Raw genomic sequence first — 24,375 nt, forward strand, 5'->3', positions numbered from 1 at the left:
CGGTGAGTGTTCGAGGTCAATCAGCGGGTTGATCCGCTCAAAACCCGGCATGGCCGGCAAGGTGCGGTGGCGGATCGACAGCAGCACCTTGATCAGGCCGATCACACCGGCTGCGGCGGCGGCATGGCCGAGATTGGCCTTGGCGCTGCCCAGCACGCAGTAGCCCTGGGCGTCGGTGAAGCCGCGCAACGCCCGGATCAACGCATTGGCCTCGACCGGGTCCCCCAGGCGGGTACCGGTGCCATGGGCTTCGACATAGCTGATGTGCCCGGGGTCGACACCAAACCTGCGCCAGGTGTCGCGCAGCAGTTGCTCTTGTGCATCGCCGTTGGGCGCGGTGATGCCGTTGCTGACCCCGTCCTGGTTGACTCCCGAGGCCTCGATGACCGCGTAGATCGGGTCGCCCTCGGCTTCGGCGTCTTCCAGGCGCTTGAGCACGACCATGGCGACCCCCTCGGAAATCACCGTGCCGTCGGCGGCGGCATCGAAGGCATGGCACTGGCCGCTGGGGCTGAGCATGTCGATGGCCGACAGGCTGATCAGCCCCCGTTGGTCCAGCAATGCATAGACCCCGCCCGCCAGGGCCATGCGGCTTTCACCGTGGCGCAGGCTTTCACAGGCCTGGTGGATCGCCACCGCCGAGGACGAGCAACCGGTGTTGACCACCATGGCCGGGCCCTTGAGGTCGAGGAAGTAGGACAGTCGCGAGGCGATGATGGCCTCGGAGCTGCCGGTAAAGGAGTCATGGTGATAGCCACCGGGCTCGGCACCGACGTACAGGCTGACGGCCTGCCCCGCCAGTGTCATCGGGTTGTACCCGGCATCTTCCAGCGCCTTCCAGCTTTCCTGCAGCACCAGGCGCTGATGGGGCGTCATGGATTCGGCTTCGTGGGGCGTGAGGTTGAAGAACAGCGGATCGAAGCAGTCGCGGTCCTTGAGGATGCCGGCGCGATTGCAATAGCTTTTGCCCGGCTGCCGGTCGGCGCTGTAGGCCTCGGGTTGCAGGTAGTCCGGCCCCAGTACCTGGACGCTGTGGTGTCCGGCCAGCAGGTTATCCCACAGGGCGTCGACGTCATCGGCGCCGGGAAACTGCCCGGCCATGCCGATCACGGCAATCGCACCGAGTCCGCTGCGCCCGGGCTGGCTCGCGGGTTGATTGCCCGCCAGTGCTGCGGCCAGTACCGGGTTGCTCGGTGCAGCTGGCTGGACGGCCGGCGCCTCCCCTGCCTGTTCGCTGCTCGGGATTGCCGCCAGCGCCTGCGCGATCTGCGGGCCGTGGGCCTGTTGCAGGTAATGCTGGAGCTTGCTCACGGTGGCGTGCTCGAACAGCAGCGCGCTGTTGAGCTTGATCCGCAGTTGCTGGCCCAGCTGCTTGATGAAGCCGACCCCGAGAATCGAGTCGACGCCGTAGTCGGAAAACGGCGTGCGCAGCCCGATGCTCTGCTCATCGGCCTTGAGGGTCCGGGCCAGGGCCTGGATGATCACCTGCTGCAATCTGTCGGCAACAGGTGCTGCGGTGGCTGCCGCGCTTACAGGATGCTCGTTCAATCCAGACTCCTTGTCGTCTGCGGCGGTACTCGGCAGCGGTGGCGCAACGCTGTGCAGGGTCAGGGCGTCGCCATGGGCGGTGATGATCTGTTGCCCCAGGGCGAGTGGCTCCGGCAGATGCAGATCGACCTGTTCAAAGCCGCTGCTCCACAGCAGCTCAAGCCAGGTCTGCTCGGCGATCAGTGGCGAGCCGGGGATGCGCACCCCAGGGTCCTCGTACAGCCACCAGCCATCGAGCAGGCCGAAGGTCACGGTGGCGGCGCAGGTCTTGCGGTTCAGTTCGTTCAACGCCAGCAGGCCGCCGCTGCGCAACAACGAACGGACATGGGCCAGGGTGTGGCGCATGTTGGCGGTGGCGTGCAGCACATTGGTGGCCACGACAATGTCATACCCCTGGCGGTTGCCGGGGGGCTGGCTGATGTCGAGGATTTGCGTGGTGAAGTAAGGCCGGCCGGCGGCGAAGCTGGCGTGCCCGTGCTGCAGGAAGGCGTGGGAAAGATCGCTGTAACAGTATTCACCCAGGTGCTCGGCCCAAGGTTCCAGCGCGGCCAGCAAGGGGGCTGTGGTGCCACCGGTGCCAGCGCCGATTTCCAGGATGCGCAGCGGCCGCCCGGGTTCGGCTGCGACCAGCCGTTGCACCTGTGCGCTGACCCGCGATGCCAGTTGGGCGTTGAAAAAGTCCGACAGGCTGTTGTGCTTGTAGATGCCCTCGACCTGGTCCATCGAGCCGTCCGGAAACAGCAGGTCCGTGGCCTGGATCTGCCCCGTCAGGATCTGCGGCAGGTGCATCAGGCACGCGTCGACCAGGGTCACTTGAGCCCGGCGCTCGGGGTCTGCCAGGTAGTGCTCGCACTGGGTTTTCCAGGCCGCGAGGATCGCCGCGTGCCGTGAGCGGGCAATCGGCGTGGCCACCCCAAGGCCTTGGCCTTGCTGCTGCAGGTAGCCGTGCTCCAGCAGAATCGCCAGGCATTCCTGCCACCAGCGGCGGTAGCGCTCGCCGATACCCGCCTGTTGGCGCCAGAGCTCGGCGCTCTGCACCTCGGGGCTGGTGAAGATCCCCAGGGTCTGCAACTGGACCAACAGCAGCACGGCAATGGATTGATCGAGCATTTGCGGATCAAACAGCTGCTGCAAGCGCTCCTGCTCGGCAGGCTGCAGTTCGACCCCCGGCAACCTGGCATTGGCCAGCGCTCCGGGCTCCAGGCGCCCTTGCAGGCCCTCGGGCACGGCCATCAACTGACGCACGGCCGGCGAGGCCTTGATGCACAGCAAGCGGCGCAGCGAGCTGCCGGCCAAATGCGCGACAAAACGGCTGAAACAGGTAAAACCCTGGTCATCATCCAGGGCATCCAGGTGCTCGCTGACCGCCTGCGCCTGCAGCGAGGCGCGCCAGAATCCCCAGTTGATCACCCCCACCGGAAAGCGCGCGCTCGGGCCAATGGCCTCGGCAAAGGCGTCGGCAAAGGTGATGCCACAGGCATAGGCCGAGAGCTTGGCCGCGCCGGAAAAGGCAAAGCCCTGCCCGGAGGAGAAATAGCAGAGAAAATCCAGCGCCTGCCCGGCCAGCGCCTGATAGAAATTCAGGCTGCCACGGCTCTTGATCTCGAGAATGTGCTGAAACTGCGCCTCGCTGCTGTGTTGGATGCTGTTCTCGAAGTCGAAGACCATGGCGCAAAACACCGCACCATTGATGCGTCCATACCGCTGATTGACCAGGGCCACGGCCTGCTGCAATTGCACCAGGTCGGTGCCATCGACCTGCAGGTAATCGACCCGACCGCGCCACTGCTCGTGCCCCAGGCTCTGCTGCAGTTGCGGACTGTCGGCCGCCTTGCGCCCGAGCCAGATCACCCGGGCCTGATAGTGCTCGATCAACTGACGGCTGATCACCTGACCGATCACACCGCTGCCGCCGAGAATCAGATAGACCCCGTTGTGTTGCAGCGCCGAGGCACTGCCGCGGTTCGCCGGCAACGCCAATGGAATCAACTGCTGGACAAAGCGCTCGCCCCGGCTGAGCTTGATCGGTTCGCCGCGCTGGGACGCCGGCTCGGCGAGGATCTGTGCCAGCAGGCGTTGGCGGCTGTCCGGGGTTTCCAGCTCGTCGCGGTTGAGGTCCAGGTTGCGCAGGTGCACCCGGTGCTCGCTCTGGGCCAGCGCATACCCCAGGCCGGCCATGCCCGCGCCCAGCGGATTGCCCCGTTGTGGTGCCCCGGCAAAGGCGTAGCGGCCAAACGACAACAGGAAACAGTCGATGCCGTGACCCTCTGGCACTTGGCTCGGCAATGCCTTGAACAGCCGCAGCAGCGGCAACTCGTGGTGTTGCAGGCTGTCGGCGAGCGCCGCCGGCGACAGCTCGTCGGCGCTTTGCCCGCTGATCACCAGCAACTGCGCCACCGGGCCCAGTGCCGCCAGAATCGTTGCCCAGCCTGCCGGATCAGCAGCACTGCAGCGCCAATGGTCCGCCGCCAGTTGCGCCGTAGTGCCCAGGGTGCAATCGATCCGCAGCACCTGGCGGCGGTCCTGATAGTGCTCGGTCAGCGCCGCCAACAGCCCCTCGCTGGCAGCGGCGGACTCACCCAGCGTGACCAGCAGCACCGCGCCGTTGCCCGGCGCCTGAGCCTGTTCGTCGGCACTTTGCGCCTGCCAGCGAGGCAGGTAGCAGCAGCCGCTCAGATCTTGGTCCGAGGGCTCTGCACTGCGGACCTCATGGGCGGGCGGATGTGCCAGCCCCGGCATCCAGTAGCTGTTTCGCGCAAAGGGATAACCCGGCAGGCTGATCCGCAGTGGGCGCCGGTAGGCGTCGTGTCGGTAGAGCTTGGGCCAATCGACGACTGCGCCTGCGACCCACGCTGCGGCCAGTTCGCGCAGTTGCTGGTGCTGCAACCACTGCTCGATCAGCTGCGTGCCCGGCTCCTCCAGTGTCTCGTCATAGGGGTCGCTATGCCCCTGCAACACCTGCTCTTGGGTTTCGCCTGCCAGCCACTGCGCCAGCCGACGCTGCAGCTCGGCGAGCGAATCGACCTGCAGCGCCAAGCGTTCGGCCATGGCTTCGCGGCCGACTTGCAGGGTCCACGCCAGATCGGCCAGGGCCACCTGTTGTGCGTCTTGCGTGGCGAGAAAGTCCTGCAAGCGCGTTGCCGCTTGCGTCAGGCGCTGCCGGTCGCGGGCCGACAGCAGGATCAGCCAGGGGCCGGGCATGGCCGGGCGCGAGTCGGGGCTGGCGAGGTGTTCTTCGACGATCAGCGACGCATTGGCACCACCGGCGCCGAACGAGGAAATCGCCGCAATACGGGGCTCGCCCTGGGTGCTCCAGGGCGCCAGTTGCTGTTGCAGGCGAAACGGGCTGTGGGCGAAATCGATCTTCGGGTTGGGCTGTGCCGCATGCAGCGACGGCACCAGCTGGCGGTGCTGCAATTGCAGCAGCACCTTGCTCAGGCCAGCGATGCCGGCGGCACTTTCGCAGTGACCGATATTGCTTTTGATCGAGCCAATGGCGCAGGGAGCGCCATCGCTGCTGGCAAAGACCCGGCTCAGGCCGCTGATCTCAATCGGATCGCCCAGCGCGGTGCCGGTGCCATGGGCCTCGATGTAGCTGATCTGCCGGGCATTGACCTCCGCCCGCGCCAGGGCTTTTTCCAGCACACGCTGTTGAGCCCCGGCGCTGGGGACGGTGTAGCCGTTGGTCTTGCCACCGGCGTTGATCGCCCCGCCACGAATCACCGCGTAGATCCGGTCGCCATCGGCCAGGGCCCGCTCCAGCGGCTTGAGCAGCACCGCACCCACACCTTCGGCGTCGACAAAGCCGTCGGCATCATCGGCAAAGGCCCGGCATTGTTCGCCGCGCGACAGCATCATCATTTCGCACAGGCCGAGGTAGTGCTGCGGGTTGACGATCAGGTTGATGCCCCCGGCGATGGCCAGATCGCAGCTGCCACTGATCAGGCTCTCGACAGCCAGGTGGATGGCGGTCAGCGAAGACGAGCAGGCACTGTCGAGCGCCAGGCTCGGGCCCTGCAGATCCAGCTGATAAGACACCCGGTTGGCAATCGACCAGTAATTGCTGATGGGGTTGTAGCTGCCGTTCATGACGCCGACAAACACCCCGACCTCGCCCTGTTGATGCAAGGTTGCCGGGTTGTAGCCTGCGTCTTCGATGCTGTGGTAGGCGACTTGCAGGAACAACCGCTCCTGGGGGTCCATCCGTTCGGCTTCGGTGCGCGAAATGCGGAAAAACGCCGAATCAAACTGATCGATACCCTCGATAAAGCCGCCCCAGCGCGTGTAAAGGTGCCCGGGCTGCCCCTTCTCGGCCGAGAAATAGCGCTGCCAGTCCCAGCGTTCTTCGGGGATTTCGCCAATGGCGCAATGACCGCCCGCCAGATTGCGCCACAAGTCGCTCATCGATTGCGCCCCCGGATAGCGGCCGTCGAGACCGATAATCGCGATAGGGCCGCCCGCGCCCTGCTCCCGGGCCTTGGCGCTGCTGTGCGGTGCGCTGGCGGGGACCGGCGGCGCGGGCTGTTCGGCCTCGGGCTGGCCCAACAGCCGCTGAAGTTCTTCGCCACGCTGCTGGATAAAGTGCTCGGTCAGCGCCGCCAGGGTCGGGACTTCAAAAAACAGTGCGCTGTCCACGGCGGCAAAGTGCTCACTGAAGGCATGGGTCAGCCGCACCACCAGAATCGAGTCCAGGCCATAGTCCTCCAGTGGCCGCGACAGGCTCATCTTGTCGGCCGGGATCTTCAGCGTGGCGCTGACCAGATGGCGCAGGAAATCGGCGACCCGACGCCGCCAAGCGTCCGCGCTGCTCTGATCCGGGCCTGGGCTGAAGGTCTCCCGGGGCGCGCGGGAGTCAGCCGCTGCTGGCACGGGCCGCTGATGGCCGACGACGGGCTGACGGACGATGCCGTCGCTCTCGGCGAGGATGATTTGCTGGCCCTGGGCATGGGCCTGCCGGGCCGGGAACAGCACCGGGCTGAACCCCTCTTGCTCCAGCACCGCCTGCCACCCCGCCGGCGACAGTCCAGGGCAACCGGGCAGCCGCAGAGGGCCATCGCGATACAGCCACCAGCCTTCGAGCAGGCCGAAGCTCAGGTGGGTGAACAACGACGCCTCGCTGATTTCGTTGAGCATCAGCAAACCGCCCTTGCAAAGCAGGGCCTTGGCATTGCGCAAGGTCTGGCGGATGTCGGGGGTGGCGTGCAGCACATTGGTCGCCACCACCAGGTGGTAGTGATCGGTATCGATCCCCTGTTCGGCGCAAGGGCGCGAGACATCGAACAGACGGGTGTGCAAGAACGGATGCTGGGCAGCGAACTGGTCGCTGCCGTGTTGCAGGAACGCCCGTGACAGATCGGTGTAGCAGTATTCGCCCATCTGCGAACGCCAGGGTGCCAGCGCCGCCAGCAGGCCGGCACTGGTGCCGCCGGTGCCGGCGCCGATTTCCAGGATGCGCAGCGGTTCGGCGTCCGCCGGACGGCTTTCGATATAGGCCAGCACCGCCTCGATCAGCACCTGATTGAAATAGTCGGCAACCCGGTTGTGCTTGTAGACCCCTTCCACCAGGGACATCGAGCCATTGGGAAACAGCAGGCCGGGGGCGCTCTGCTCGCCGCGCAGCAACCCCGGCAAACCCTTGAGGCAGGCGTCGAGCAACAACGCCCTGGGCGCCAGGTCCGGGTCCTGGCGCCACCCGGACAAACCTTCATCCCACTGTTGCCACAGGGCCCCGGCGTCGCCGGTTTCGACACCGGCCACATACTTGAGGCTCTCGGCCAGCCACCGCTGCAGGTAAGCCGGCGTGACATGGCCGTGGCGAGTGGCCAGGGGTTGCAAGTCCTCGGCATGGCCAAGTCCCAGCCCCTGGAGCTGGCTCGCCAGCAGGCGGCGCGCCAGTGCATCGAGTTCACCGGAGGCGCCGGCGCTGGTCTGATGTGCGGCTGTTTGCATGCTTCAACTTCCCTGTGACGCGTGTGCTGTAAGTGAATGAACGGGGGCCGCGGCCCTAGGTGATCGCGGCCAACGCTGCCAGCCTGTGTTGCAACCTGTCCTGCATGGCCGCCATGGCCCCGGGGTTGTCGGCGCACAGCACGATCTGTTCGTTGCCAAGCAGTCCGGCAAGGCTGTCGAATCCGTCGACCTGGGGGGTGTGCAACAGCTTGAGCAGCGCCAGTTGATCGAGCCCGCCCGCCAATAGCTGGTCGAGTGCGCGCAGGCCCTCCTCGGGCTCAATGGAACCCAGGCCCAGGGCACTCATGCGCTCGCGGTAGCGCGGGTCGCTGACGGAACCGACGCCGCCCCAGTAGCCCCAATTGATCACCTTGACCGGGCACGCCCATTGGGCCCTGAGCTGGTCGGCAAAGGCGTCGGCGAAGGTGCAGCCAGCGGCGTAGTTGCTTTGCCCGGCGGCGCTGGTGAAGGACATCATCGAGGCGAAAAACAGCACGAAATCCAGCGTCGCGGCGCTGTCGCCGAAGACCTGGGCCAGGGCCACGCTGGTGGCGACCTTGGCGTTGAGTACCTGGCTGAAGGTCGCCTCGTCCATGTTGGAAAGGCTTTGATCCTTGAGCACGATGGCCGCGTGCACCACGCCATTGATCGGACCGAAACGCTCGGTAATCCGCTGTTTCGCCGTCGCCAGTTGCGTTGCGTCCGTGGCATCGACCTGCAGGTAAACCGGGGCCGGGGCCTCATGCATCAAGCTGACGGCGGTCAACTCGTCCAGCTTCGCTTCGATCTGCGCATCCCGCTCACGGCGACCGATCCACACCACCCGAGCACGATGCCGGCTGATCATCTGCCGGCTCCAGACAGCACCAATCCCGCCAGCGCCGCCGATGACCAGGTAAACGCCGCCGTCCCGATAGACCGGCAAACGAGGCGGCGCAACATCGGCCTGCACCCGCGCCAATTGGCGGAACCACCATTGCCCCTGGCGCAGCGCCAGCACTTCACCACACCGCACTGCCGCGAACGGCGCGCTGGCCAACCGCGGCAGTTGCCCGTCTTCCAGGTCGGCAAGGTGCACCTGCCAGTGCGGGTATTCCTTGGCCAGCGAGCCGGCCAGACCATGCACCGCCGCATGCGCCACATGGCTGGGCTCCCCAGGACGCAGGCTGATGGCCTGAGCGGTGACCAGGGTCAAGCGCAGCGGCCGTCGGCCGTAGCCCTGGCGCAGCAGCGCCTTGATCAGCCGGAACAGCGCCAGAACCCCCGGGTCCTGGGCGGCAATCAGGTCCTCGCTGCCATCAACAGGGGGCGCCAGCCACATCACGTCCGCCAGCTCGGGGCCGGCCTGCAGTTGGGCGTCGTAGTTGACCGGGCAGCCGTCCACCAGCCTCGCCTGGGGATAGAGCCCGGCCAGGGCCTGATGACGACACGGGGTCGCGCCGAAGATCAGCATCGCCCCCTGCCGATCCCTTGGCGGGTTGCTGCCGGTGCCGCCCCCGGCGAGCTGCTCATCGACAACCGACCAGATCGGCGTCAGCAGTTGTTCAATGGCCGGTGTCGGCGCTTTGGGGGCAGCCACGGCAAGCGCTCTGGCAGCGAACCCGACCCAGCGTGCGCAGAGACGACCCTGGTCGTCACTCAGCTCGATGTCGATCCGCTGGGTCGGGTGGTCGCCCGAGTCACTGCGCAACAAGGCCCACATCCGCCGCGCACAGGGGGCCATGATCTCCAGGCGCTGCAGGGCAAAGGGCAGCATCAGTGGCAAGGGCTCGGCCGGCTCAGAGTCCAGTGGCAGCAGCATACCGACGGCGGCCTGCAGCGCGCTGTCGGTGATACCGGGCTCCAGCCAGCAGTCGCTGGCCCCAGCGACCGCCTCAAGGTGCAACTGTGCCAGCACTTGGCGACGACCGCCCTGCTCCGCGATCAGCAACTGCTGGATACCGCGATGGCTGGGGCCGTAGGCCAGGCCCATGGCGTCGAACAGCCGATAGACGTCGTCGCGATCAAGGCGCCGCTGCCAAGGGCGGTTACGCCAGTACCCCAGGTCCAGGGGCTCGGCGACAGGCGCTGCCTCGGCCGTCACTCGGGCCTGACAATGCACCAGCGGTTGCTCGCCGTCATCGCTGAGCAAGGTCACGGCCAACTGATCGTCGACCGTTTGCAGCGTGACCCGCAGGCCCCGGGGCGCAGACTCCAGCGTCCAGGGGGCCAGCCAATGCAGCTGTTCGATGACCATGCCCCCGGCCTCGCCGGGCGCCCGTGCATGGCTCGCCGCGGCCCTGATGATTTCCAGGCAGGCAGCCCCGGGCAGGGTTTTGCGCCCCTGCACCAGGTGGTCAAGCAGCCACGGCTCGTCACCGCGAAAGAGGCTGGTGAATTGCTGACGGTCCAGGGTCGAACTGTTGCGGTGCAGCAAGGGATGCAGGGTCGTCGCCGCCGGCGGCAAACCCGTGGTGGCAACGGGCGCCCAGTAACGACTGGTGGCGAAGGGATAGGTCGGCAGGCTGATACGTGGGGGGCGCTCGCCGCTGGCAGCGCGCAGCGCGTTCCAGTCGATACGCAGCCCGGCGCTCCACAACGCCAGCAATTGTTGCCGCTCGCCCTTGGCAAGTAGCTGGGCCAGCTGTTCATGCCATGAGTTGCGGTAACGGCGCTTGAACGCCTGCAAGGTTTCGCTGCCGCTGTGGGTGTCACCGCAGATCCAGTCACTGCAGTCGTCATTGGCCAGCGCGCGCAAGGCCTGAAGCAGGCTCGCGAGGGAGCTGGTGATCAGCGCCGCGCGATGCTCCATGGCTTCGCGTCCGACCTGCAGCGTCCAGGCCACGGCCGCCAGGCTTGCGGCCACCGGGGCCTGCTCCAGTCTGGCCAGCAGGCGGCTGGCGATCTGGCGCAACTGTTCGGGCTCGCGGGCAGACAGCAGAATCATTTGCGGCTGGCCGTCAGGCGCCGGCACCGGCCGCTTGGACAGGTATTGCGCAACGATCAGGTGGGCGTTGGAGCCGCCGGCGCCAAAGGACGACAACCCGGCGATGCGCGGCCGCGGCTGGCCCTGGTGCCAAGGCTGCGGCCAGTCCCGCAGCTGCTGGTTGACCTCGAACGGCGTGGCGGCAAAGTCGATAAATGGATTGAGGGTCCGTGAGTGCAGCGAAGGTACGATTTTTTCGTGTTTGAGCTGCAACAGCACCTTGGTCAGCCCGGCAATTCCGGCGGCCGCCTCGCAGTGGCCGATGTTGGACTTCACCGAGCCGATCCAGCAGGTCTGAGCCGGCGTGCGCGGGCCAAGGGCGCTGGCCAGGCCGGCGATTTCGATCGGGTCGCCCAGCCGGGTGCCGGTGCCGTGGGCCTCGATGTAGCTGATGGCGGCCGGATCGACCTTGGCGTCCTTGAGCGCACCGCTGATGGCGGCCTGCTGCGCCCGCGGATCGGGCACGCTGTAACCGGTGTTCTTGCCGCCGTGATTGAGGTAGCTGCCCTTGATCAGGCCATAGACCTGATCACCGTCGCGTTCGGCATCGGCCAGGCGCTTGAGCACCACCGCGCCAACCCCCTCCCCCGGCACATAGCCGTCGCCGCCTTCACCGAAGCTGGCGCACTGGCCCTGGTTGGAGATGAACTGACCACTGCTGAGCATCAGGTATTTGTTGGGGTGCAGGGTCAGGTTGACCCCGCCGGCAATGGCCATGGCCGTGCGCCCGCTGTGCAGGTCCTGACAGGCCAGGTGCAGGGCTGTCAGCGAACTGGAGCACATGGAATCCACCGCCAGGCTCGGGCCCTGCAGGTTGAGGCAGAACGACACCCGATTGGCGATGCTCGCGCTGGAACCGGCAAAGCCCATGCGCTGGCCGCGCAGGCTGGCTTCGGCACCCAGCAGTTGATACTCGTTGTACATCACCCCGGCATAGACGCCGACCTGCAGCGCCGGGTCAGCCTGCTCGGCGCCGAGCTGACGACTGTAGCCGGCGTCTTCCATGGCAGACCAGGCGGTTTGCAGAAACAGCCGTTCCTGGGGGTCGATCAGCTCGGCTTCGAGGGGGGAAATATTGAAGAACAGCGGATCGAACTGATCGATGCCGTCGATAAAGCCGCCCCACTTGCTGTTGTGCACCCCGCTCAGGCTGCGGTCATTGCTGTAATAGTCGCGCCAGTCCCAGCGCTCGGGCGGAATTTCGCCAATGCTGTTCTTGCCCTGGCTGAGGTTCTGCCAGAAGGCCTCAAGATTGGCAGCCTCCGGGTAGCGCCCGGCGATGCCGATGATGGCGATATCGTCCCGTGGCTGGGCGGCCGGCAGCAGCGGTTGCAGCGGCTCGTCGAACAGCCGGCGTTGAATCTCCTGGCTGGGGTTGCCCGCTTCGGCAGGTGCCTTGGTCGCCCTGGCAGTCAGGTAACGCGCCAGGGCCTGCAGGCTGGAGTACTCGAACAGCAACCCCGGCGGCAGCGCGCCAAAGCGCTGCTGCAGACGGCGCGTGAGTTCGACAATCTGCAACGAGTCGAGGCCATAGGCTTCGAAGCACTGCTGCTCGTCGATCTGCTGCGGCGGCAGGTCCAAGGCACTGGCAAACAGGTCGCGCAACGAGGTGATCAAGGCGCTCTGGGGCGGTTTGCGAACCGGCCGCGTGGCCAGATGCTCGGCCAGGCCTTGCAGGCTGGGGTATTGGAAAAACAGGGTTTTGGACAAGGCACCGAAGCGTTTTTCCAAGACCGCCGTCATCTCCATGATCATCAGCGAATCGATGCCGTAGTGTTCGAACGGCACCTCGCTGTCCAGCCGCGCTGGGTCGATCTTCAAGGTCTTGGCCAGTAGCTGGCGCAACCAGGCCAGCAGGTCATCACCCTCCAGAGCGACGGCTTCGAGGGTTGGGGCCGGTTCCGGGTTGAGCAAGGCGAGCAGTTTTTCGCGGTCACCGGCCAGCACCATCAACTGCGCTTCATCGCTGTGCAGGGCCTGGTAGAGGGCCTGGACCCCAGTGGCGCTGGCCATCGCTTCAATGCCGCTGCGTTGTGCCAACAGGCGTCGCGCCGTGTCGCTCATGTGCAGGCCGCCCTCCAGCCATAACGGCCAGTTGATCGCCAGGCTGCGGCCCTGTCGCGTACCCGCCGCGACCTGCTGCTCGCGCAGGCTGGCGAATGCGTCCAGATAGCCGTTGGCCGCGGCGTAGTCGGTCTGCCCGGGGTTGCCCAGAACGCTGGCGATCGAGGAGTACAACACGAAGAAATCCAGGGCCAGCCCGGCGCTATAGCGATCCAGGTGGCGCACGCCGTCGACCTTGGCGGCGAACACCGCGGCAAAGTCCTCAATGGACTTTTCTGCCAGCAAGGCGTCGCGGGTCACGCCTGCGCAATGGATGATCCCGTGCAGCCCACGGTCATCGCGCACCAGCTCAGCGATCAGCTGTTCAACCTGGTCGGCACTGGCCAGATCCACGGCGCGGTAGTCAACGCCTGCTCCCAATTGCTCCAGTTTGGCCAGCACCGAGGGCGCGGTGGCCGGCGTGCGGCCACAGAGCACCACGCGCGCCCGGGGCGCTGCCGCCCTGATCTCTCGTGCCAGGACCGTGCCGACACCGCCCAAGCCACCGGTGATCAGGTACACGCCCTCGGGCCGCCAGGGTGCGGGCGCCGTGTCCAGGGGCTGGTGATCCCAGCTCAGTTGCTGGCGGCGCAGTGTGCCGGCGTCTTGCAGATAGCGCAGTTGGCGTTCAGCGGGGTCGGCGGCCTCGGCAACCAGGGCCGTCAACAGCGGCTGGGCGGCGAGCTGCGGTGCCACTTCTATCAGTTGGCAGATCAAGGCCGGCTGCTCACGGCTGACGCTGTACAACAGGCCGCCAAGGCCGCGATAGCCATGGGGATCGTCGGCTGCGACCAGCAGTTGAATCAGGCAAGGTTGAGCGCTGTGCAGCCAGGGCTTGAGCTGCTCGGCAAGGGCCAGCGCGGCCTGTGCATAGTCAAGCTCCGGCCAGGCGACATGACCGATGCCCCGGTCCGCCAGGTGCAGCGCCAGATCGGCAAAAGCCTGATGACGCCCCAGGGTCAGTACCTGTTGCGCAAGCCCTGGCGCGGCAGCTGTTGGCGCCGGCCGCGCATCGTGCCAGTGCTTGTGGCAGAGCAGTCCGATGTTGGCGCCGGGGCCGGCTGCGAGGCTGGCGCCCGTCAGGGGCTGGAACGACAGTTGATTGAGGATCGCGCAGCACTGGCCCTGGTCGTCGAACAAGGCCAGATCGAAGCAATAGTCGTGCGCTGTGCTCGGGGCACGGCGTATCTGCACCTGCAGGCTGGCCGGGCAATCGGCCAACAGCACACATTGCCCCAGGCCGGCGGGCAACAGCAGTGCCGGGCGCTCCTCCAGTTCATCCAGGAGCAAGGCCATGACCCCTTGCATGGCGGCATCCAGCAAGGCCGGATGCAGCGCGAAACCGCTGTTCAGCGCCGGGTCTTGCAGGGCGATACGCGCCAGCGCCTGATCCCCCTGGCGCACCAGCGACAGCAGCCGACGATGCCCCACGCCATACTCGATGCCCATGGCGGCAAAGCGCTGATAGCAGGCCTCGACGTCCACCACTTGCGCGCCAAGGCTGCTGAAGTCGAGCCGGGCCGCCTGGACCTCTGCGGTGCTGGCTCGGGCCTGGCAATGCAGCTGCAACTGCGCGGCCTGGTCATAGGCGTAGATCCCGATCCGATAGTCGCCCGCGGCCGGCATCGACAGTTCAAGGAACAGCTCGCCATTGTTGGCCGCATCAACGCTGAACGGCTGCCGCCAGCTCAGATCGCCGATCACCAGCCCCCTGCCCGCCGGCACCGCGCCGCCCAGGGCCTCGGTCAACGCCGCCTGGATCATGACAATCATCGCGGCCCCCGCAAGCACCGCCTGGCCATTGACCCGATGCTCGGCCAGCACACTTTCGTCACCGCTGAAGCGGCTCAGGTAGCGCAGGCCGCGCAGGTCCGAGACGTTGCGATGCAGCAGTGGGTGCAGGCGTTCCACCCCTGTAGCAATCGCCGTGGCCGCCCCTTGCGTCGGTTGCCAGTAGCGCTCGCGAGCAAAGGGATAACCCGGCAGGCTGAGGGGCGCCGGCGTGCCTTGGGGATACATCAGACGCCAATCCAGGGTCGCGCCCTCGAGCCAGGCGTCGAGCAGGCCTTGTTGTTCACCGCGCTGGAGCGCACTGGCCATGTCGAGGCTCGGTGCCTGGGTATCGGGTTTGAGCCGGCTACGGGCCTGGGCCGCGCCGTGGTCGATGAAGTCCCCCAGGCACTTGTGCAACTGGGCCAGGCAAGCAACCTGCCAGCCATGGCGATGTTCCATCGCCTCACGCGCGACTTGCAGGGTAAAGGCCAGTGCCGGCAGGTCAGCGTCAACCAGCACGCCCTGCTCCAGTTCCTCGCGCAACAGTCGGGCTTGCTGCAGCAACTGCTCGCCGGTCTTGGCGGACAGCAGGATGAGCGCCGGTTGTTCGTGGTTGACGGTGATCTGTGGCCGTACCCGCAGGTCTTCGTACTCTTCGATCACCACGTGGGCATTGGCGCCACCCGCGCCGAAGGACGACACCGTGGCAATGCGCTTGAACGTCTGCTGCACCCCGTCGATCAGCACCTGCGGGCGCGACCATTGAGCCAGCGATTGCTGTACGACGAACGGACTGTTGGCGAAATCGATGTGCGGGTTGGCGGTAGCGGCGTGCAGCGACGGCACCAACTGGCGGTGCTGCAGTTGCAGCAGCACCTTGGTGATACCGGCAATACCGGCTGCGCTTTCGCAATGGCCGATATTGGATTTGATCGAGCCGATGGCGCAGTACTGTTTGAGCGGCGTGGCGGCGTCGGCATTGAATGCCCGGGCCAGACCGGCGATCTCGATCGGGTCACCCAGCGCGGTGCCGGTGCCATGGGCCTCGACATAGCTCACGGCTCTGGGGTCGACCCCGGCCCGGGCCAGGGAGTCGACCACCAAGCGGCTCTGGGCCAGGGGGTTGGGCACGGTGTAACCGTTGGTCTTGCCGCCGGCATTGATCATGCTGCCCTTGATCACGCCGTAGATCCGGTCGCCATCGGCCTCGGCCTGTGCCAGCGGCTTGAGCAGCATGGCGCCCACCCCTTCTCCGGCGACAAAGCCGTCGGCATCGGCCCCGAACGCTTTGCAGTGCTGGCCCGCGGAGAGCATTTTCATTTCGCTCAGGCCGATGTAGTGCACCGGGTCCACCAGCAGGCTGACCCCGCCCACCAGCACGCAGTCGCTGACACCGCTGTGCAGGCTTTCCACGGCCAGATGCAGCGCGGTAAGCGACGACGAACAGGCGGTGTCGACTGCGAGGCTCGGACCCTGGAAGTTGAACTGATACGACACCCGGTTGGCCACCGACCAATAGCTGGACTGGCGGCTGTAGGTGCCGTTCATCACGCCGACAAACACCCCGACTCGCTGCCGCTCGGCCAGGCGTGCGGGGGTATAACCGGCATCACTGATGCAGTGATAGGCCTCTTCCAGGAACAGCCGCTCCTGGGGGTCCATTTTCAGCGCTTCCCGGGGCGACAGGTGAAAGAACAGTGGATCGAACTGGTCGATCTGGCCAATGAATCCGCCCCACGGGCTGTAGACGCGGCCCTCGGTGCCCGGTGTCCGATCAAAGTACTGCCGCCAGTCCCAGCGGTCCGCCGGCACCTGAGCAATACAGCTTTCGGCGGCTTTGAGGTGTTGCCACAGCTCGCGAACGTTATCGGATTGGGCGTAGCGCCCCGCCAGACCGACGATGGCGACGTCTGAATCGCGGCCAGCGGCCGGGGTGTTGTCGGGCAACATGACACTGAAGCGAGACGGGGCCGCTGGTTCGACGCTTGCTGTTGCTGTTGCTGTGGGCGATGGCGATGGCGATGGCGATGGGTTTGACGGCACCTGCCCCAGGCCCAGCAGGGCTTTGAGCCGATCCTGCTGGGTGGCGACAAAATGCTCCGCCAGCGCGTCGACCGTCTGGTATTCGAAGAACAGCGTGCTGCTGATCCCCGTCAGTTTGTCCCGCAGCAGGTTGGTCAGTTGCACCACCAGAATGGAATCGATGCCATAGGTTTCCAAGGCTTCACGGGCGTCGATCTGCTCAGGTTCGATCTTGAACAGACCACCAATGACCTGTTTGAGGTAGCGCACCGTCTCGGCCTTGAGCCGGGTGCTGCTGACCTCGCCCAGCGGCGCGGTGATGACCCCAGGTTGTGGCGCACGCGATGCCTGGGACGCCGGCTGGTGCCGCTTGATAGGCGCGATGGCGGGCGCTTGGGCGGTGTCGATAGGCTCCTGCCAGACCAGGCCATTGCTCTGGGCGATGACGATCTGCTGCCCCAGGTCATGCTCGGCCAGCGCCGGGAAATACACCTGTCGATAGCCTTCGCTTTCCAGCACCTGCTTCCATTGCGCTGGGGCCAATGCCGGGCCACCGGGCAAGCGCAACTGCGGATCGTCGAACAACCACCAGCCCTTGAGCAGGCCGAAGGTCAGGTGAGTAAACAGGCCATTGCGGGCAATCTCGTTGATCAGCAGCAGGCCGTTGTGCTTGAGCGCGGCCTTGGCGTTTTGCAAGGCCCGGCGCAGGTCCGGCGTGGCGTGCAGGACGTTGGTGGCAATCACCAGATCATAGGCGTCGGGCTGAATGCCCTGAGCCGCCAGGGGCTGATGGACATCGAACAGCTGATAGCGCAGGTACGGCGTCTGCGGGCCGTAGGCTTGCTGCGCGTGGATCAGGAACGCCTGGGAGACGTCGGTGTAGCAGTACTCGGCGATCTGCGCCTGGAACGGCCGCAGTTTTTCAAAGGCTCGCGCGCTGGTGCCGCCGGTGCCGGCACCGATCTCCAGGATGCGGATCGGCGTCTGCGGCGACTGCTCCAGGCGAGCGCGGACAAACTCCAGCAGGGCATCGAGCAGCACTTCGTTGAAGAAGTCGGACACCGGATTGTGTTTGTAGATGCCCTCGACCCGGGACATCGAAGCGCCGGGGAACAGGATGTCGGTGGCGGCAATCCGGCCATCGAGTATCTGCGGCAACTCGCGCAGGGTCGCTGCTGCGAGCAGGGTCTCGGCCTTGAGACCGGGGTATTGGAGCCACCCCGGCTGTTGCCGATCCCATTCGTGCCACAGCTGCTCAAGCATCAACGGCTGCGGGTGGCTGGCACGCCAGCTATCGCCTGCAAGCTCCACGTAGCCGTGCTGGGTCAGCTCCTCCAGGCTCTGGTCGAACCAACGCTGGTACATCGGCAACAGCCCGATACGCTGGCGCATTTGAGCTACGGATTCGCCGTCCTGGCTAAAGCAGCCCAGGTGCTGCAACTGGGCGTAGAGCAGGCCACGCTGCAATTCGTCGATCACTGCCCGTTGCGCCTGTAGCTGCCCGGTGGCATGCCGCACCTGCTGATTGCTCGGCTGCAGATTGCGCTGCAGCCGCTCGATCAGCGCCGGGTAAGCCGGCGGGCGAACTTCGCCGCACACGCCGAAGGTGCCGCCAGGATGTTGGGCCAGCCCCAGTTGGCTGAAAGTGTCGCTCAAGCGCTGCGAGGTGCGCAGGAAGGTCAATTGGCTCAATGGCGCGCCGTCATCACGGGCCCCGAGCAGTACGTCCAGGGCCTGCATCGCCGATTCGCCGTCGATGGAACCCAGCCCGACCGCGGCCATCCGCCGCCGATAGTCGTCGCTGGCCACCGAGCCGACCTCGCCCCAGTACCCCCAGTTGATGACCTTCACCGGGTAGCCGCGTTGTTGCGCCAGGTAGTGAGCGAAGGCGTTCTTGAAGGTGCAGCCGGCGGCGTAATTGCTCTGCCCCGCCGACCGGGTGAAGCTCTGCAACGAGGAGAAAAACAGCATGAAGTCCAGCGGCTGGTGCTCGAACACCTCGGCCAGACGGGCGCAGACATCGACTTTGGCGGCCAGCCCCGCAGCGAACTTTTGCCCGTCCATGCGGGCCAGGCTCTGGTCCTCAAGCTGGATCGCCGCGTGGATCACCCCGTGAATCTGCCCATGCTCGGCCAGCACCTGGCTCACCGCCTGCTGCAGCGCAGCGTGGTTACCGGCATCGGCGCGGATGTAGCGCGGCGCCGGGCCCAGTCGGGCCAGTTCGCTGATGGCCGCGTCAATCCGGCTGTCTTGCTCGCGCCGCCCCAACCAGATGATCCGGGCGCCTCGAGTACGAATCAGGTGTTCGCTCCACAGCCGGCCAATTCCGCCGGCCCCTCCGACCACCAGGTACACACCGGCATCGCGATACAGACTGCCCACCTCGGCGGCGCTGTCGGCCGGCACCAGGCACGGCGCCAGATAGGCGCGATGCCAGACGCCCTGACGCCAGGCCAAGGCCTCGCCACGTGGATCGGCGGGCAGTGACAGCAGGTCCTGGCCCGGCCAGCTGTCCCCCGCCGGCAGGTCCAGCAGGCACACCGGCCAATGGCTGTATTCCTTGGCCATCACCCCGATCAGCCCATGGACGCTAGCGTGAGCCGGCGCCACCGGCTCACTGGCGGCCTGATGCAGCGGGCTGGCCTCGGCGAACACGGTCAGGGTGGCCCGGGTGATGACGGTCCAGGCCAACGGCTGCTGGTCCAGGCCCAGGGCCAGCAATGCCTTGATCAAGCGGAAGCAGCCGAGCACGCCGCTTTGCTGCGCGCGGATCATGCCGTCGGCGCTGGTATCTGCTGCCCCCGCGCCTGGCGCCAGCCACAGCAGATGCTCCAGGGGGCCGGCCTCGGCCAGCAATGTTGCGATCCTGTCGCTGGTTTCGCTGCCGTCGAGCAACAGTGTCGCGGCCTGCGGATAGCGGGCAGTCAACTGTTGCAAGCCTTGGGGATCGTTGGCGATCAACAGCAGCCGGGCGCCGCTGGACGGCACCTGTTGCACAGTGACCCGGCGCCATCGCTGCAGCAGGTAGGCGTCCGTCCGCGGTTGGTCGTCGAGCATCAGTTGCAGTGGCGACGGTGCTTTGAGCTCGCGCAGGACAAAGCCCTGCAGGGCAACGCAGTGCTCGCCCTGGTGATTGTAGATATCGATATCAAAGCTCGACTGCCCCGCTTCCCGGCGTTGCACGCCGGGTCGCACCCAGGCCCATATCCGTTCGCCCAGTGCCGCGCCGCTGTGCTGCAACTGCTCCAGGGCAAAGGGCACTGCGGTGTGTTCGAGTTGCGGTGCAAGCCCCTGGTCCAGCTGATCCGCGACCAGCAGCCCCAGGGTGGACTGCAACGCCGCATCCATCAGGCTGGGGTGCAGGACGAACTGCCCGTGGCCGGCACTCAGTGACGGCGGCAGCTGGATCTGCGCCAGCACCTGGCCGCCGTCGATGCGCAGCTCGCGGACCGCCCGGTGGCTGGGGCCGTAATGGATATCGATGCTGTCGAACAGGCGGTACAGGCCCTCGGCGTCGAGACGATGACCGTGGATTGCGCCTTGCAGCGACGCCAGCGAGGCCGGCGCCTGGACCGTGTTGTTATGCAACAGTGCCTCGCCCTGACAGCACAGGGCGCGCTGTGGCTGCTGGCGAATCTCGAATGTCAGTCGCTGGGGGTCCAGGCTATTGATGTGGATCTCGAGCGTAGCGGGCTCGGTGCCCTGCTCGCTGAGCGTCAACGGTTGCGACCACACCAGATGGCACAGGCTCAGGGTCGCGCTGCTGGCGCGGTCGCCGAGGGAGCGACTGAGGGCCTCTCGCGCCATCTCCAGATAGGCCACGCCGGGCAGCACTTTCTGCCTGCCCACGCGATGATCGCGCAGGAAGAACTCAGCGCCGCTGAACACCGCGGTGAACTTCTGTTGCGCAAGGTCCGACACGTTGCGGTGCAGCAACGGGTGCAGACGGGCCTCGCCCAGCGACTCGACCTGAAGCGGAAACTGGACATCGCCGGACACCCAGATCCGCTCGCGGGCGAAGGGGTAACCCGGCAGGCTGATCCGCCGGACGCTGCCCATGGGCATCCCCAGCAGCGCCCAGTCGAAGTTCAGCCCCTTGACCCACAGTTCCAGCAGCTTCTGGTGTTTGCCCTTGTCGGCCCAGGCCGCCAGCGTCGCCGCCATGTCTTCATCGTGGGCCAGTACGGCCATGGCCGCCTTGTTCTCTTGCACCCGGCCTAGATGCAGGCCGTCAAAGCAGCCGAAGTGTTCGGGGGCCTTGAGCAGCTGCGCCAGGCCCTGTGCCAGACGCTCCTGCAACGCGCTGAAAGAGGCGGCGCTGAACCCCAGGCGATACTCCAGGGCTTCCCGGCCCTGTTGCAAGGTAAAGGCCAGGTCCGCCAGACGCGGCAGTTGGCCTTGCTGTTCGCGCCGTTGCAGGAACTGCTGCAAACGTTCGACCTGCTGCTGCAGCTGGCTCGGGGTCCTGGCCGACAGCACGATGGTCGCGGGCTGTCCGGCAACCGGTTCATCCCGTTCGGGCGCCAGGTACTGGGCAATGATCACATGACCGTTGGAGCCGCCGGAGCCAAACGACGACACCGAAGCGGCCAAGGGGTACTCGCGCTCCCGGCCGTCGAGGTTGAGCCGTGGTCGGCGCCATTCCTGCAGTTGCTGCGGGATGTGGAACGGCGACTGGTCAAAGGCAATGCCCGGGTTGAGCCGGCTTGAATGCAGCGACGGTGCCAGTTGCCGATGCTTGAGCTGCAGCAAGACCTTGGCCGCCCCGGCGATCCCGGCGGCCGATTCCAGGTGGCCGATATTCGACTTGGCCGAGCCCAGTGCACACTGCTGCGCCGGCGCCGGTTCGCTGCCCAGGGCTGCGCTGCGCCGGGCAAAGCCCTGTTGCAGGCCGCTGATTTCAATCGGATCGCCCAACGCGGTGCCGGTACCGTGAGCCTCGATGTAACTCAGTTCCCGGGGATTCATCCCGGCCTTTTCCAGGGACTCGGCGATCATGGCGCCTTGGGCATTCGGGCTGGGCACGGTGTAGCCATGGGTCTTGCCGTTATGGTTGACCGACGTCGCGCGGATCACGCCGTAAATATTGTCGCCATCGGCCTGTGCCTGGGACAGTGGCTTGAGCAACACCGCGCCGGCGCCTTCGCCAGGCACAAAGCCGTCGCCACCTTCACCGAAACTGCGGCAGCGGCCATCGCTGGAGGACATGGTCAGCTGCGACTGGATAAAGTATTTGTTCGGGTGCAACGACAGGTTGACGCCACCGGCCAGCGCCACCCGGCACTCGCCACGTTTCAGGCTTTGCACCGCCAGGTGCAGGGCCGTCAGCGACGACGAGCAGATGGTGTCAATGGCCATGCTCGGGCCGGTGCAGTCGAAGACGTAGGACACCCGATTGGCAATCGAACCAAAGGAAGCGTCCACCGCATCATCGGTGCAGTCGGCAGCGGCCGAGCGGGTATAGAGCAAGTATTCGCCGTGCATCACCCCGACAAACACGCCCATTTTCCCCTGATAATGACGCTGCAGTGCGGCCCGGTCGTAGCCCGCGTCTTCCAGGGTGTGCCAGGCGGTTTCCAGGAAGATCCGTTCCTGGGGATCCATGCGCTCGGCATCCCGCGGCGAAATGTTGAAAAACAGCGGGTCAAAGCGGTCGACGTCGTCGATAAAGCCGCCCCATTTACTGTTGATCTTGCCTTTGAGGCTGCGGTCGCGGCTGTAGTACTGCAGGTGCGCCCAACGCTCGGCGGGGATCTCGCTGATGCTGTCGACCCCGTTCTTCAGGTTGTCCCAGAAGCGCTCGATGTCCGGGGCACCCGGAAAGCGTCCGGCCAGACCGATGATGGCGATGGGCTCATCGCACGCCTGGCGACGCTCGATGTCGGGGCCGGATGCGGTCTGCCGGGGGGCGGCAGCGCTTGCAACGGGCGCTTGCAGGCCCAGCAATTGGCGGCTGCGCGACGGATGCTCGGCAGCAAACCAGATCGCCAGTGCACGGATGCTCTGGTGTTCGAAGAACAGGGTGCTGGACAACTCGCCGAACCCTTGCGCCAGCCGTTGGTTGAGCTCGGTGATCATCAGCGAGGTCAAACCGTAGCGATCAAAGGTTTCCAGGCTGTCGATGCTGGCCTCGGGAATGGCCGATACCTTCGAGAAGTGTTGCTTGAGGTAGCCCTCCAGGGCCGTTTGCAGCCCCTCATCGGGCGCAGGCGGCGCGACCATATCGCCCCTGGGACTGTTGCCGATATGGCAGTCGATGGCGGCAAAGGGGTACGCCGCCAACGCCACGCGCCGGCAATCGTGCCGGGCAATCGCCAGCAGCTCGGTCTCACCCGCCAGCCAACGGCGGCCAATGGCGTTCAGGGCCTGGCGATCGAGGCCACGCAGGTCCGCCTCGCTGCTCGGCGCTGGCGCGGCTCTGTCGAGGCGGCCTCGTAGCACCGAGTCGTCATGGGCGGCGTTGAGCAGCGCCAGCAACTGGGCCTCGCTGTCAGCCACCAGCACCACACGCTGGGCCTGCGCTACCCGTCCAACACACAGGCTGTAGCTGATGTCGCCGAGGCTTGCGGCGCTCAGGCGCCCAGCCTGAAGATCATCGGCAAACGCCGCCAGCAGTTGCTCAAGCTGAGCCTGACTGGCGGCGGAGAAGGGAAACAGCCAGGGCCCGACGGCCTTGCCCGGCGCGGCCACGGGGGGCGCTGCTTCGAGGATCAAATGGCCGCCGGAACCGCTGGCGCCGAAGGCATTGATCAAGGCCCGCCGCGGCCCTTGCCATGGGCTCAAGGTGTCGACGATAGCCAGATTGCCCGGCCCCTGTCCGATCAACGGGCTCAGCGGATGACAGCCGAGGGTCGGTGCTATCTGGCCGTGTTGCAATTGCAGCAGGACCTTGGTGATCTGCGACAGGGCCGACGCCGATTCAAGGTGGCCGATATTGGCCTTGATCGATCCGACTTTCAGCGGCGTCTGGCCAGGGCGCTCGCCGAAGACCTTGCCGAGCGCCGCGAACTCGGCGCCGTCCGCCAGGCTGGCGCCGGGCGCCGCGGCCTCCACGTAGCCGATGGCCTCGGCGGGCAGTCCCGCCTGCTCCAGGGCCTGGCGCATCGACGCGGCCTGACTCTCGGCGCTGGGTGCGCCGTAGCGAAAGGTCTTGCCGCTGTGACTGATGGCCGTGGCGCGGATGACGCCGAGGATCTGGTCGCCTTCGCGGCGGGCAGCCTCCAGTGGCCTGATCAACAGGGCACCAACACCCTCACCCGCCACCCAGCCATTGGCATTACGACCGAACGGGTGCGACTGGCCCTCTGCGGACAACAGTTGCAGCGATGTCAGCAGCTCAAGGTGCGACGGATGGCTGATCAGGTTGACGCCGCCAACAATCGCCGCCTGGCATTCGCCGCGACGAATGCTCGCGCAGGCGAAATGCAGGGCGGTCATCGCGGACGAGCACGAGGTGTCGAACACCACGCTGGGGCCATTGAAGTCATTGAAGTACGAGACGCGGTTGGCAATGGCCGAATGGAACGAGGTGGCTCGCTCTCCCTGCTCCCCTGGCCGGTGGTGCTGGTAATCGCCCCACATCGCCCCGACGAACACGCCAACCCGTTGCGCCGTGCGGCGCAGACCGGCTGCGGTATAGCCGCTGTTTTCCAGGCAATGCCAGACCGTTTGCAGGAACAGCCGCTCCTGGGGGTCCAGGGTTTTCGCCTCGGCGGGGGTGATGTTGAACAGCAGCGGATCGAACAGCTGCTTGTCGGCCAGTGTGCCCACCGCCCACTGCGGCGCATCCGCCGTGATCGGCTCGCCAGCCAGCAGCGCTTGGCCGCCGACACTGTGGATCGACGAACGTCCGGCGCTGAGGTTTTGCCAGAGTTCCCGGGGATTGGCGGCGCCAGGATAGCGACCGCTGATGCCGATGATCGCCAGTGCGCCTTCACCCTCGGGCGCGGCGCCTGGTTGTTCATCAGCCTGGCGTTCGAGCCGTGGCCAGCCCAGCGGCAGCCGTTGGCTGACGG

Annotated in this window: 2 protein-coding genes; both read right to left on the reverse strand. The window is 66.2% G+C overall.

Features of this window, described 5'->3' with window-relative positions:
- A partial coding sequence (locus tag BLX41_RS37030; protein ID WP_259745511.1) for an SDR family NAD(P)-dependent oxidoreductase occupies window positions 1-7,497 on the reverse strand: 7,497 nt, incomplete at its 3' end.
- Between the two features lie 55 nt (window positions 7,498-7,552).
- Window positions 7,553-24,361 (reverse strand): SDR family NAD(P)-dependent oxidoreductase, encoded by a 16,809-nt coding sequence (locus BLX41_RS32775; RefSeq protein WP_311197617.1) that lies wholly within the window; start codon window positions 24,359-24,361, stop codon window positions 7,553-7,555.
- Window positions 24,362-24,375: the final 14 nt, after the last annotated feature.

Origin of the sequence: Pseudomonas protegens (assembly GCF_003732485.1) — a bacterium.
In the GTDB taxonomy this organism is placed as follows: Bacteria; Pseudomonadota; Gammaproteobacteria; order Pseudomonadales; family Pseudomonadaceae; genus Aquipseudomonas; species Aquipseudomonas protegens_B.